We start from the raw sequence: 12,121 nt of genomic DNA on the forward strand, positions 1-12,121 counted from the left end.
CTCACTTCGCCATCATGTAGGTGTGGATGCTGAACATGATCCACAACGACAGGCCGACCAGCAGCAGGATCACAATGGCCGTGAACACAAACGCCACCACGTTGTTACGCTGGGCCTGGGAGCGGTCCAGGTGCAGGAAGTAATACAGGTGGACAACCACCTGGATCACCGCGAACAACAGCACGATGGCCAATGTGGTGGCCTTCGGCAGGGTGGGGTACATCACCAGGCCGAACGGGATGACCGTCAGGATCACCGACAGGATGAAGCCGATCGCGTAAGACTTTACGCTGCCATGGCTTGCATCATGGCTGTCATGGGAGTGTGCATTAGCCATTACAGAGTCCCCATCAAGTAGACAACGGTGAAGACGCAGATCCAGACCACGTCCAGGAAGTGCCAGAACAGGCTCAGGCAGCTCAGGCGGGTCTTGTTGGTCGACGTCAGGCCATGCTTGTTGACCTGGTACATCATGATCGCCATCCAGATCAGACCGGCGGTAACGTGCAGGCCGTGGGTGCCGACCAGGGTGAAGAACGCCGACAGGAAGCCGCTGCGGCTAGGCCCGTAGCCTTCGGAGATCAGCACGTGGAACTCGTTGATCTCCATGGCGATAAAGCCAAGGCCGAGCAGGAAGGTCAGGCCCAGCCACTTGAGCACGCCCGCCTTGTTGCCACGGAAGAACGCCAGCATGGCGAAGCCGTAGGTGATCGAACTGAACAGCAGCAAGGCGGTTTCGCCCAGCACATAATTCAGCTCGAAGATGTCGTGGCCCGACGGGCCACCCGCTACGTTGTTTACCAGTACCGCGTACACCGCGAAGATCGACGCAAACAGGATGCAGTCGGTCATCAGGTAGAGCCAGAAACCGTATACGGTCATCTCGCCCGCGTCGTGGTGGTCATCGTGCCCATGGTCATCGACATGGGCGTGTCCAGCATTGGTCACTAAGTTCGACATGGTTTAAGCCTGTTCCAACGAGGTTTCAACACGGTTGGCCGGAATCTTCTTCTCGGCTACCAGGCGAGCGTGCTGCTCGGCTTCGATGCGCTCGATCACATCGACCGGCACCATGTAGCCCTGATCATCCCGCGCCGCGTGGATCACGAAATAGATCACGGTGCCCGCCAGGCTAGCGATGGCCAGCCACCAGATGTGCCAGATCATCGCGAAACCGAAGACCGTCAACAGCGCGCCCATCACCACGCCAGTGGCGGTGTTGTTCGGCATGTGGATCGGCGAGTAGCGCACAGGACGCTGGTACGCCGTACCGTTTTCCTTGGCTTCGGTGAACGGGTCGATGGTCTCGGCCTTCGGCAGCACGGCGAAGTTGTAGAACGGTGGTGGCGACGAGGTCGACCATTCCAGGGTGTGCGCATTCCATGGGTCGCCGGAGTCGCAGGCGTTTTGCTTGCGGTCACGGATACTCACGTACAGCTGGATCAACTGGCAGGCGATACCGAACGCGATCATCACCGCACCGAACATGGCGACGTACAGGTACGGCACCCACTCAGGGTTGGTGGTGGCGTTCAGACGACGGGTCATGCCCATGAAGCCCAGTGCATAGAGCGGCATGAACGCGACGAAGAAGCCGGTGATCCAGAACCAGAATGCCGCCTTGCCCCAGCCTTCGTGCAGCTTGAAGCCGAACGCTTTCGGGAAGTAGAAGCTGAAGCCGGCGATGTAGCCGAATACCGCACCACCGATGATCACGTTATGGAAGTGCGCGATCACGAACAGGCTGTTGTGCAGCACGAAGTCAGCACCCGGGATGGCCAGCAGTACGCCGGTCATGCCGCCGATGGCGAAGGTCACCATAAAGCCCAGGGTCCACAGGACCTGGCTGGTGAAGCGCAGGCGGCCGTGGTAGATGGTGAACAGCCAGTTGAATAGCTTCACCCCCGTCGGGATCGAAATCAGCATCGTCGCCAGGCCGAAGAAGGCGTTGACGCTGGCCCCCGACCCCATGGTGAAGAAGTGGTGCAGCCAGACCATGAAGCCCAGTACGGAGATCGCGCCCGAGGCGTAGACCATCGAGTGGTGACCGAACAGGCGCTTGCCGGTAAAGGTCGAGATCACTTCGGAGAAGATACCGAACGCTGGCAGGATCAGGATGTACACCTCAGGGTGACCCCATGCCCAGAACAGGTTCACGTACATCATTGGATTGCCACCAAGTTCATTGGTGAAAATGTGGAAATCCATGTAGCGGTCAAGCGTCAGCAGGGCCAGGGTCGCGGTCAGGATCGGGAACGAAGCCACGATCAGGACGTTGGCCCAGGTGCAGGTCCAGGTGAAGATCGGCATGTCCATCAGTTTCATGCCTGGGGTACGCATTTTCAGCACGGTGGCCAGGAAGTTGACCCCCGTCAGCGTCGTACCTAGCCCGGATAGCTGTAGCGCCCAGATGTAGTAATCCATCCCCACGCCCGGACTGTATTGCAGCCCCGACAACGGCGGATAGGCCACCCAACCGGTCTTGGCGAATTCGCCGACGCCCAGGGACAGGTTGATCAGCACCACGCCGGAAACCAGCAGCCAGAAGCTCAGGGAGTTGAGGAACGGGAACGCAACGTCACGCGCACCGATCTGCAGCGGCACTGCCAGGTTCATCAGGCCGGTGAAGAAAGGCATCGCCATGAAGATGATCATGATCACACCGTGGGCGGTGAAGATCTGGTCATAGTGTTCAGGCGGCAGGTAGCCAGGCGAGCCCTCGGTGGCCATGGCCAACTGGGTCCGCATCATGATGGCGTCGGCAAAACCACGCAGCAGCATGACCATGGCGACGATGATGTACATCACGCCGATTTTCTTGTGGTCGACCGACGTCAGCCACTCGGTCCACAAGTAGGTCCACTTCTTGAAGTAGGTGATTGCCGCAAACAGTGCCAGACCACCCAGCGCGATCATGGCGATGGTCACCATCACGATCGGCTCGTGGAATGGGACCGCGTCCCAACTTAATTTACCAAACATCGTTTACTCCTCTGCCCCGGCAGCTGAATGCGAATTTGCGTCCGTCCCTTCCACAGCAGCCACTTCTTTCTTCTCGTGCTTGACCGGCTTGCCTGGCTTCATCCCTTCATACTTATCGATGATTTTCTGAAACAGGTCCGGCGTGTACGAGGAGTACAGCTCTACAGGGTTGTTCTGGCTTGGCTTGGCAAGGGCTTCGTATTCAGCTTTTTCAAGCTGTTTTGGTGAGCTCTTGGCTTCTTGTACCCAGGCGTTGAAGTCTTCCTGGGTGGTGGCGATTGCTTTGAATTTCATGCCGGTAAAGCCCGCGCCACTGTAGTTGGCGGAGATACCGTCGAGCTCGGCGTTCTGGTTGGCAATCAGGTGCAGCTTGGTCTGCATGCCCGCCATCGCGTAGATCTGGCCACCCAGGCCCGGGATGAAGAACGAGTTCATCACCGCGTCCGAGGTCACTTTGAAGTTGATCGGGGTGTTGGCCGGGAACACGATCTTGTTGACGGTGGCGATCCCTTGCTCGGGATAGATGAACAGCCACTTCCAGTCCAGCGCGACCACTTCGATAGTGATAGGCGCCACGTCGGATTCCAGCGGACGGTAAGGGTCCAGCTCGTGGGTCGACTTATAGGTGATGTAACCCAGGGCGATGATGATGAGTACAGGGACCAGCCACACCGCGATCTCGATCTTGGTGGAGTGCGACCACTTCGGCGCGTAGGTCGCCTTGGTGTTGGACGCGCGGTATTTCCAGGCGAACGCGAAGGTCATCACGATCACCGGCACCACGACCAACAGCATCAGCAAGGTGGCGGTGATGATCAGGTTACGTTGCTCCACGCCGACCTGACCCACAGGGTCGAGCAGCGTCCAGTTGCAGCCTCCCAGCAATAACATGCCGAAAAGCGGCACTATGCCTAGTAATCGGGTGTACCTGTTTTTACTCATCTCACGACCTCTAAAGCAGCTTGCGCAATGCAGTTGGGTTTTGATCGCCAACACTTCACCCTGCCAAGGGTTGGCATTTCTCTTCGATTGAATAAGGGCCTGCCCGGCGCTTCATGCGCTGATCGACACGTCCAGGTCTGGCGGTGAATTCTTATTCGATTTCGTTGGTCAAAGGCCTTGTTACAGACCAATTCCATTTGGTGCGGATAGTTGAAAGGCTGCCGGCACCTGGGGTCGCATGAAGCAATGTTTCCGCCTCTCGACCGCCCTATTTGCTCAGGGTTGAGCAGCACCGGACACTCAGTGCGGGCGATTGTAGTTAGCTAGCGATGTATAAACCATGACTTATAAAGAAATAATTTTTATCGATTCCAGCAATAATCCTGCGCCATTGTTGCAAAGGTTCGGGATCGTATCGCGTTTGATTCTCAACAAAAACCACAAAAAATGCCGTGTTATTGCCCATTATGTCGCACCCGGGGGCCCTCGCCAGGGTCGCCAAACCCCAGGCAAGCCCACTGAAAACAAGGCATTCACAGATCACTGGATGTTCTGTAGGGCACGCCGTCTGCGGGGTCGGCCAGGGTGGAAAGTGACAGCTAAAAGTGCCTGGCCACTGGTCGATTAAGCGTCGTGGCGCGAGGTGGGAAATGTCCTGCGGCACCTTCAGTGTGACAACGTGTCGCACGTTGCGCGCAACCATTCTTGTCCAGCGTCACGGCCGCTTTATAAAATGCCCACACACAAAAACGCCCCGGCCTGCATCCGCAGGGCCGGGGCGTCTTGTCGAACGATTTAAGCGTTGTGCTTGCGATTGCGGTAAATGCCCAGCGGCACCAGGATCACCGTCAAGACGAACGCCACCAGCGCCCACTGGGCCAGGGACAAGCCCAGCACCGGCGGGTAGGGCGTGCTGCAGAAACCATCGACCTGAAAGCCCAGGGGGAAGATCTTGGCCAGGGGCAGGTCATCGACAATCGGCTGCAGCACGTCGATGCCACAGCTGATGGCCGGATAGAACTGGGTATACACATGATGCCCGGCGGCCGCGACGCCCCCGAGGGCGCTGAGCACCACCAGCACTTCAAAGACCGTGACACTGCGCTGGGTGCGCATGGCCGCGCCGATAAAGGCAAAGAGCGCAATCAGCAACAAGGCATAGCGCTGCAGGATGCACAGTGGGCATGGCGCTTCGCCCAACACTATCTGCATATAGAGCGCGCCACCGATCAGCGCCAGGCAGATGATCCCCAGCAACACCAGGAAGCGCCGCTCGCGCCCCAACCGCATTTCGTCAATCATCCCCGTTTCCCTTTGCCTAATGATGGTTGTGCCAATGGCCGCAAGTTTACACGCAGGAGGTGAAAATTTAGCAGTAGGCAGCGGGATCTTAGACAGGGGCGGGTTAACGACACATTAATGGGATGGTCTTTCGGACGCCATCGCGGGCAAGCCCGCTCCCACATTTGAATGTATTCACAAGTCAAATTGTGGGAGCGGGATTGCCCTAATGCCAGTCAGTTAAGCGGATTCTGCTTTCTGTAGGAGCGAGCTTGCTCGCGAAGGACGTCAACGATAACGCGTGTTTGCTAGGTAAACGCGGCGCTCTCAAGTTCTTCGCGAGCAAGCTCGCTCCTACAAAAAGGCTTAACTGACTGGCATTAGGGCTTGCCCGCGATGATGCCAGTGCAGTTTAGAGATCAGCCGTCATTCCAGCGCCGCCGCCGGCCCGAAGAACTCATACCGGCTCTGCTTCTCCGGCACGCCCAGGGCCTTGAGGTGACGCTTGACCGCACTCATAAAGCCCTTGGGCCCCAGGAAGTAGGCATCCACATCACGCTCCTCGGGTAGCCAGGCCGCCAGTTGTTCCTGGGTCAGCATGCCGATTTTGTCCGCCGCCGGGCTGACGCCGTCGTCTTCGGCATAGCAGTAGAAGCGCTGCAATTGCGGATGACGTGCAGCCAGGGCATCAACCCAGTCACGGAACGCATGCACACTGCCATTACGCGCGCAGTGGATAAAATGCACCGGGCGCTCGGTGGCCAAAGCCGCTTCCAGCATCGGCAAGGTGGGGGTGATGCCCACGCCGCCGCTGATCAGCACCAGGGGTTTGTCGCTGGGCACCAGGGTGAACTCCCCCGACGGCGGGAACAGGTCGATAGTCGCGCCCACATGCATCTGGTCATGCAGGTAATTGGACACACGCCCGCCCGCTTCGCGCTTGATGCTGATGCGGTACAGGCCGGCATCGGTGCGCGCCGACAATGAATAGTTGCGGCGCACTTCTTCGCCATCGATCAGCAGCTTCAAGCCAATGTACTGGCCGGGCTCGGCGGCGAGGATCGGGCCGTTGTCCACCGGGGCAAAGTACAGGGAGATGATTTCACTGCTCTCCTCCACGCGTTTGACCAGCAAAAACGGGCGCGCCCCGCGCCAGCCGCCAACGGCCTGGGCTTTTTCGTCGTAGATGGCGCTTTCTGCACCGATCAGGATATCGGCCAACTGACCATAGGCCGCGCCCCACGCGCTCATCACTTCAGGGGTGGCGATTTCGTCGCCCAGCACCTCGGAAATCGCCCGCAGCAGGCAGCTGCCGACAATCGGGTAATGCTCCGGGAGGATTTGCAGGGCCACGTGCTTGTTGATGATCTTGGCCACCAGGTCGCCCAACTGATCCAGTTGGTCGATATGCCGGGCGTACATCAGCACGCCATTGGCCAGGGCCCGGGGCTGGTCGCCGCTGGCCTGGTGGGCCTGGTTGAACAGCGGGCGCACTTCGGGGTACTCGGACAGCATCATGCGGTAGAAGTGGGTGATCAGGGCTTCGCCACCGCTTTCGAGCAGTGGCACAGTGGACTTGACGATGGCACGGTCTTGAACGCTAAGCATGGGAGACTCCTGAGCCGTTGAGGCTTCTGACTGACTGCCTTGTGATACTCAGTATTCATGCCAACTAATAATTCGTTATTTATCAATAGGTTAATTTAAAAGTAGTCAATATGACTTCCTACACCTTATAGTCATTAGGACTACAAGGAGTCATTATGACTGCACACTCCCTGCTCACGACCCTACTGCCACTGGTGGCCGACCTGTCCCGCGAACTGCCGGAAGGCGAGCGCTACCGACGCCTGCTGCAAGCCATGCGCACCCTGCTGCCGTGCGATGCCGCCGCGCTGTTGCGCCTGGACGGCGAATGGCTGGTGCCGCTGGCCGTGGACGGCCTGAGCCCGGACACCCTGGGCCGACGCTTCAAGATCAGCGAACATCCGCGCTTTGAGGTGCTGTTGAGCAGCCCCGGCCCGACCCGTTTCGACAGCGACAGCGAACTGCCCGACCCCTACGACGGCCTGGTCGATGGCCTGCACGGGCACCTGGAAGTCCACGACTGCATGGGCTGCCCGCTGTTTGTCGACGACCGCCCCTGGGGCCTGCTGACCCTGGATGCCCTGGACATCGAACGTTTCGAGCGCGTGGAGCTGGACGCCTTGCAGGCCTTTGCCAGCCTCGCCGCCGCCACGGTCAATGTGGCCGAACGCATGGAACACCTGGCCCTGCGCGCCGAGGACGAACACCAGCGCGCCGAAATCTATCGCCAGGCCAGCGGCCAGCAGCACAAGGAAATGATCGGCCAGAGCAAGACCCACAAGCGCCTGGTGGACGAAATCAAGCTGGTGGGCGGCAGCGACCTGACCGTGTTGATCACCGGCGAGACCGGGGTGGGCAAGGAACTGGTGGCCCAGGCCATTCATGCGGCCTCGCCCCGTTCTGAAAAACCGCTGATCAGCCTCAACTGCGCCGCCCTCCCGGAAACCCTGGTGGAAAGCGAGCTGTTCGGCCATGTGCGCGGCGCCTTTACCGGCGCGCTGAACGAACGCCGGGGCAAGTTCGAGCTGGCCAACGGCGGCACCTTGTTCCTCGATGAAGTGGGTGAGCTGTCGCTGACGGTCCAGGCCAAGCTGTTGCGGGTCTTGCAAAGCGGGCAGTTGCAGCGGTTGGGTTCGGACAAGGAGCATCAAGTGGACGTGCGCCTGATCGCCGCCACCAACCGCGACCTGGCCGAAGAGGTGCGCAACGGCCGCTACCGCGCCGACTTCTATCACCGTTTGAGCGTATACCCCCTGCAAGTCCCGGCCTTGCGTGAACGCGGGCGCGATGTGCTGCTGCTGGCGGGGTTTTTCCTCGAGCAGAACCGCTCACGCATGGGCCTGGGCAGCCTGCGCCTGACCAGCGATGCCCAGGCGGCGTTGCTGGCTTATGGCTGGCCCGGGAATGTGCGGGAGCTGGAACACTTGATTGGCCGCAGCGCATTGAAGGCCCTGGGCAATTGTCGGGAGCGGCCGAAGATCCTCAGCCTCACTGCCAAGGACCTGGACTTGCCCAATGAGTCTGCGCCCTTGATAGAAGAGCCCGCCGAGATCGCGGTGGTGACCGGCGATCTGCGCCAGGCGACCGAGCACTACCAACGGCAAGTCATCGGCGCCTGCCTGGAACGCCACCAGCACAACTGGGCCAGCGCCGCCCGCGAACTGGGCCTGGACCGTGCCAACCTGGGGCGCATGGCCAAGCGCCTGGGCCTGAAGTAACGCGGATCACCCTGTAAACGCGGACTTATGTGGGAGCGGGCTTGCTCCCACATTAGATCTGTTTCGCTTCCAAACACGTATTCACAGGCGCCGCTACCCGCGGCTTACGAAACACCAACACATTCCCCAGCATCACCAACACCAACCCGGCCAGCGCCGGGGCGGTCCATTGGTAGCCCTCGAACAGCGCCGAGACGTTCAGTGCCACCACCGGGAACAGCACCGTGCAATACGCCGCCCGCTCCGGGCCCATGCGGCCGACCAGGGTCAGGTAGGCGGTAAAGCCGATCACCGAACCGGGGATCACCAGGTACAGCAACGAGCCGATATAGCGGGTGTTCCATTCCATCTCAAATGGAATGCCCTGCACTACGCAGTACAGCGCCAGCATCGTCGCGCCATAGGCCATACCCCAGGCGTTGGTGGTCAACGGCCTGAGCCCGGCTTTCTGTTGCAGGCTCGACAGCATATTGCCCGCCGAGAAGCACAGGGTGCCCAACAGGGCCAGGCCCAGGCCCAGCAGTGTCTCGGGGCTGGCGGTATGCCCGGCCAGTTCCGGCCAGAACAGCAAGCCCAGGCCCAACAGCCCGAGGCCACCGCCCAGCAAGACATTGCGCGCAACTTTCTGGCCGAAGAACACCCGGGCATTCAGTGCATTCCACAGCGTCGCCGTGGAAAACACCACGGCCACCAGGCCACTGGGGATCCACTGGCTGGCCGTGAGAAAGCACATGAAATTCACACAAAACAGGCACAGGCCCTGGGCCAGGCAGATCAGGTGCCCACGGCGGTTCATCACCTGCAGTTTGCGACTGAGCAGCAGCAACCCAAACAGCACCAGCGCCGCCAGGCCGAAGCGATAGACGATCGAGACTGGAATTTCCACCACGCCCAATTGCCACTTGAGGGCAATCCAGGTAGTGCCCCAGATCAGCACGGTCAGTAAGTACAAGGATAGGTTCATGGCGCACTCCGGTGGTTGAGCCACAGTGTCGCCCCGCCTTGCTGCCGGGCACTTGCAGATTCTTGCGCTTTTGTCGGGCCGGGGGCTCACAGCGCCGGCCGCCGGGAGTAGGATGCAAGGCGTCGGAGAGAGCCCCCATGTCTGCACTGGAAAACCTGCAAGTCTTCAAAGCCCTGAACAGCTCGCCCAACGCTCGCCTGGAGCTGTGCGCCGAGCTCGGCGATGGCTTGTCCGCCGCTTTATGGAGCAACCACCACGACGCCCAGGATTACCAGGCCCCCAGCCATCACACGTTGTCCTGCTATGTGGGCGGTGGCACCGGGACGTTCCGCCGTGGCCAACCCGGCACCAAGGGTGGCCCCGACAAATTGTGCATCCTGCCCGCCGAACATCAGTCGGCGTGGGTGATCAATGGCGAAATCCGCCTGGCCCATGTGTATTTCAGCCCGGAGCAATTCGCCCTCGGTTGCATCACCCTGCTGGACCGCGAACCCCGTGCCCTGCAACTGCGTGAAAGCACCTTCCTCGAAGACCCACAGCAAGCGCGGCGTTTTCACCAGTTGATCCGCCTCAATTGGCAGGAGCCGGCCGAACGCCTGCTGACCAGTAGCCTGGCCTTTGAAATGCTCAACCACGCCTTGCTCAGCCAGGTTGGCCTGCGTGAAGGGTTGCGGGTCAAGGGCGGGCTGGCAGCGCACCAGCGCCGGCAGTTGGTGGACTATATCGAGCAGCAACTGGCCGAGCCGATCAGCCTGGGGCAGTTGGCAGGGCTGTGCGCCTTGTCGCAATACCACTTTGCGCGGATGTTTCGCGAAAGCTTCGGCCTGCCGCCCCATCAATATGTCCTGGCCCGCCGCCTGGCGCGGGCCCAGGCCCTGTTGCGCAGCGGCTCATTGGCCCTGGGGGAGATTGCCCTGGCGTGCGGGTTCTCCAGCGCCAGCCACTTTACCAACCGGTTTCGCCAGACGATGGGGGCGACACCGGGGGAGTATCGGCAGGCGTTCCAACCCTAGAGGCCCGACACAAAACCAATGTGGGAGATACTTGTGTGGGAGCGGGCTTGCTCGCGATAGCGGTGTGCCAGTCACCCGATGCATTGGCAGACCTACCGCCATCGCGAGCAAGCCCGCTCCCACATTTTTTGATCGGGTTTCAATCCAGGCGTTGCGCCAGGACCACGGCCAGTCGATCTTCCAACGCCTTGATCCGACTACCCTCCACCACATAGTTGTTGGTCAACATCGAAAACACCAACCGCCGCCCCTGGGCATCGGTGATGTAGCCCGTCAACGAAGACACCCCACCCATCGACCCCGTCTTGGCCCGCAGGTTGTTTTGCGCCGTTGTCCCACGCAGGCGGTAACGCAGGCTGCCGCCGTCCAGGCGATCCGGGTTGCCGGCGATGGGTAGCGCGGCGTACCAGGCGTTGAACCACGGCTGTTTGCCCATGGCCAGCAACAGATCGGTGAAGTGCTGCGCCGACATCAGGTTACGTCGCGACAACCCCGAGCCATCCACCTGGTTCAACGTTGCCGGGTCCAGGCCCTGGCGCTTGAGAAAGCCGGCCACCGCCGCAACCCCGGCTGCCGCCGTACCGGCATTCGCCTGCTGGCGCCCCATGGCCTTGAGCAATGCTTCGGCCATGCTGTTGTTGGACAGTTTGAGCAAGGGCCTGATCAATGCCTGCAAGGGTGCCGATTCGTGCACGGCCAGCACGGTTGCCGTCGCCGGACTCACGCCGCCGATCACCCGCCGCCCCTGCACCGTGATGCCCTGCTCTGCCAAGGCCCGCTCAAACAGATTGGCCACCAGTTGCGTCGGCTCCCACACGCTGACCCACTGACGACTTTGCGTCCCCGGTTTCAAGGCGCCACTGAGGCGCAGCAAGTTGCTGCCATGCTGGCGATTGAGCCCATAGCTGTTGCCCGGGCCGCTGACCGCCAGGTTACTCAGCTGCACATAATCGGTAGGTGGGCTGAGGGTGACGCCCAGCGGCTGGCCGACCGTCGCGGGTGCCCTGGCCGTGACGATCAAGGTGCCCGCATCAAAATCGGCATTGGGCGACACGGTCAGCGCGGAAATCTGTGCGCCGTAATACTTGTCTTCGTCATCGTGGGCCCAATCCACCCCCAGGCGCTCGGCGTCGAACCAACTGTCATCGAACACCAGGTCGCCCTGGATCTGCCGGATCCCCTGCGCGGCCAGGTTCGCCGCCAGGGCCTGGTAGTCCGCCCACTGGATCGTCGGGTCGCCCAGGCCTCGCAGGTACAGATTGCCCAGCAGGCGCACGCCCTGTTGGCGGCCATTGCTCAACAATTGCGTAGAAAACCGATACTGCGGGCCCAGCACATCCATGGCCGCCGCCGTGGTCAGCAGTTTCAGGCTGGAGGCCGGCACCAGCCGCGTGCGCGGGTTATGCTGGTACAGCGTGCTGCCACTGCGGGCATCACGCACCATCAATGAAACGCTGGCACCGGCCAGGGCCGGGTCGGCCAGCAATTGGTCCAGCGCCTGCTCGCGGGTGTTTGAGGGCGTGGCACAGCCACCCAATAACAGGCTCACGCCCACCAGCATTGCACTGGTATGTATCCATCGTCCCCACTGCATCAACACGTCCCGGCCATCATCAAAGAGCGCAACGCTAGCA

At 60.8% G+C, this 12,121-nt stretch carries 10 protein-coding genes and 1 pseudogene; 3 read left to right on the plus strand and 8 right to left on the minus strand.

The window, feature by feature from the left end; translation table 11 throughout:
- Position 1: 1 nt before the first annotated feature.
- The 4 genes from cyoD to cyoA are packed head-to-tail and all read right to left on the minus strand — an operon-like array spanning position 2 to position 3,924.
- Positions 2-337, minus strand: a complete 336-nt coding sequence (gene cyoD, locus AC07W7_RS19075; RefSeq protein WP_076962780.1) for a cytochrome o ubiquinol oxidase subunit IV — start codon at positions 335-337, stop codon at positions 2-4.
- A complete protein-coding gene (gene cyoC, locus AC07W7_RS19080) occupies positions 337-960 on the minus strand; it encodes a cytochrome o ubiquinol oxidase subunit III (RefSeq protein WP_076962781.1) in 624 nt (207 codons plus the stop codon). Before cyoC ends, cyoD begins: the two co-directional genes overlap by 1 nt.
- Before the next feature lie 3 nt (positions 961-963).
- The gene (gene cyoB, locus AC07W7_RS19085) at positions 964-2,982 is read right to left on the minus strand and encodes a cytochrome o ubiquinol oxidase subunit I (protein ID WP_076962782.1); all 2,019 of its coding nucleotides are present in this window, start codon (positions 2,980-2,982) and stop codon (positions 964-966) included.
- 3 nt (positions 2,983-2,985) lie between these two features.
- Positions 2,986-3,924 (minus strand): ubiquinol oxidase subunit II, encoded by a 939-nt coding sequence (gene cyoA, locus AC07W7_RS19090; protein ID WP_076962783.1) that lies wholly within the window; start codon positions 3,922-3,924, stop codon positions 2,986-2,988.
- Between the two features lie 27 nt (positions 3,925-3,951).
- Here cyoA and AC07W7_RS19095 point away from each other — a divergent pair.
- Positions 3,952-4,166: pseudogene (locus tag AC07W7_RS19095) on the plus strand (hypothetical protein).
- A gap of 553 nt (positions 4,167-4,719) precedes the next feature.
- On the opposite strand, the gene AC07W7_RS19100 reads toward AC07W7_RS19095, so the two are convergent.
- On the minus strand, positions 4,720-5,226 hold the full coding sequence (locus tag AC07W7_RS19100) for a disulfide bond formation protein B (protein ID WP_076962784.1): 507 nt from the start codon (positions 5,224-5,226) through the stop codon (positions 4,720-4,722).
- A gap of 405 nt (positions 5,227-5,631) precedes the next feature.
- Complete coding sequence (hmpA, locus tag AC07W7_RS19105) at positions 5,632-6,813, minus strand: NO-inducible flavohemoprotein (protein ID WP_076962785.1); 1,182 nt, start codon at positions 6,811-6,813, stop codon at positions 5,632-5,634.
- 155 nt (positions 6,814-6,968) lie between these two features.
- On the opposite strand from hmpA, the gene norR reads away from it, so the two are divergent.
- Positions 6,969-8,510 (plus strand): nitric oxide reductase transcriptional regulator NorR, encoded by a 1,542-nt coding sequence (gene norR, locus AC07W7_RS19110; protein ID WP_495039906.1) that lies wholly within the window; start codon positions 6,969-6,971, stop codon positions 8,508-8,510.
- A gap of 52 nt (positions 8,511-8,562) precedes the next feature.
- Here the strand turns inward: norR and AC07W7_RS19115 are convergent, their stop codons facing one another.
- A complete protein-coding gene (locus AC07W7_RS19115) occupies positions 8,563-9,474 on the minus strand; it encodes a DMT family transporter (protein WP_197880914.1) in 912 nt (303 codons plus the stop codon).
- A gap of 137 nt (positions 9,475-9,611) precedes the next feature.
- Here AC07W7_RS19115 and AC07W7_RS19120 point away from each other — a divergent pair, with 137 nt between their 5' ends.
- Positions 9,612-10,487 carry a helix-turn-helix domain-containing protein gene (locus AC07W7_RS19120; protein ID WP_495039907.1) on the plus strand — a complete coding sequence of 292 codons (876 nt, stop codon included), beginning with the start codon at positions 9,612-9,614 and terminating at the stop codon, positions 10,485-10,487.
- Between the two features lie 139 nt (positions 10,488-10,626).
- Here AC07W7_RS19120 and dacB read toward each other — a convergent pair whose 3' ends face one another.
- Positions 10,627-12,081 (minus strand): D-alanyl-D-alanine carboxypeptidase/D-alanyl-D-alanine endopeptidase, encoded by a 1,455-nt coding sequence (gene dacB / locus AC07W7_RS19125; RefSeq protein ID WP_495039908.1) that lies wholly within the window; start codon positions 12,079-12,081, stop codon positions 10,627-10,629.
- Between the last annotated feature and the right edge of the window lie 40 nt (positions 12,082-12,121).

Source organism: Pseudomonas sp. GW821-FHT01D09 (assembly GCF_059422465.1).

Bases quoted from the DNA above. Each gene is read 5' to 3' on its own strand.
- AC07W7_RS19120 (WP_495039907.1), top strand. From the start codon at position 9,612: ATGTCTGCACTGGAAAACCTGCAAGTCTTCAAAGCCCTGAACAGCTCG.
- norR (WP_495039906.1), top strand. From the start codon at position 6,969: ATGACTGCACACTCCCTGCTCACGACCCTACTGCCACTGGTGGCCGAC.
- dacB (WP_495039908.1), bottom strand. From the start codon at position 12,081: ATGCAGTGGGGACGATGGATACATACCAGTGCAATGCTGGTGGGCGTG.
- cyoD (WP_076962780.1), bottom strand. From the start codon at position 337: ATGGCTAATGCACACTCCCATGACAGCCATGATGCAAGCCATGGCAGC.
- AC07W7_RS19115 (WP_197880914.1), bottom strand. From the start codon at position 9,474: ATGAACCTATCCTTGTACTTACTGACCGTGCTGATCTGGGGCACTACC.
- cyoB (WP_076962782.1), bottom strand. From the start codon at position 2,982: ATGTTTGGTAAATTAAGTTGGGACGCGGTCCCATTCCACGAGCCGATC.
- AC07W7_RS19100 (WP_076962784.1), bottom strand. From the start codon at position 5,226: ATGATTGACGAAATGCGGTTGGGGCGCGAGCGGCGCTTCCTGGTGTTG.
- cyoA (WP_076962783.1), bottom strand. From the start codon at position 3,924: ATGAGTAAAAACAGGTACACCCGATTACTAGGCATAGTGCCGCTTTTC.
- hmpA (WP_076962785.1), bottom strand. From the start codon at position 6,813: ATGCTTAGCGTTCAAGACCGTGCCATCGTCAAGTCCACTGTGCCACTG.
- cyoC (WP_076962781.1), bottom strand. From the start codon at position 960: ATGTCGAACTTAGTGACCAATGCTGGACACGCCCATGTCGATGACCAT.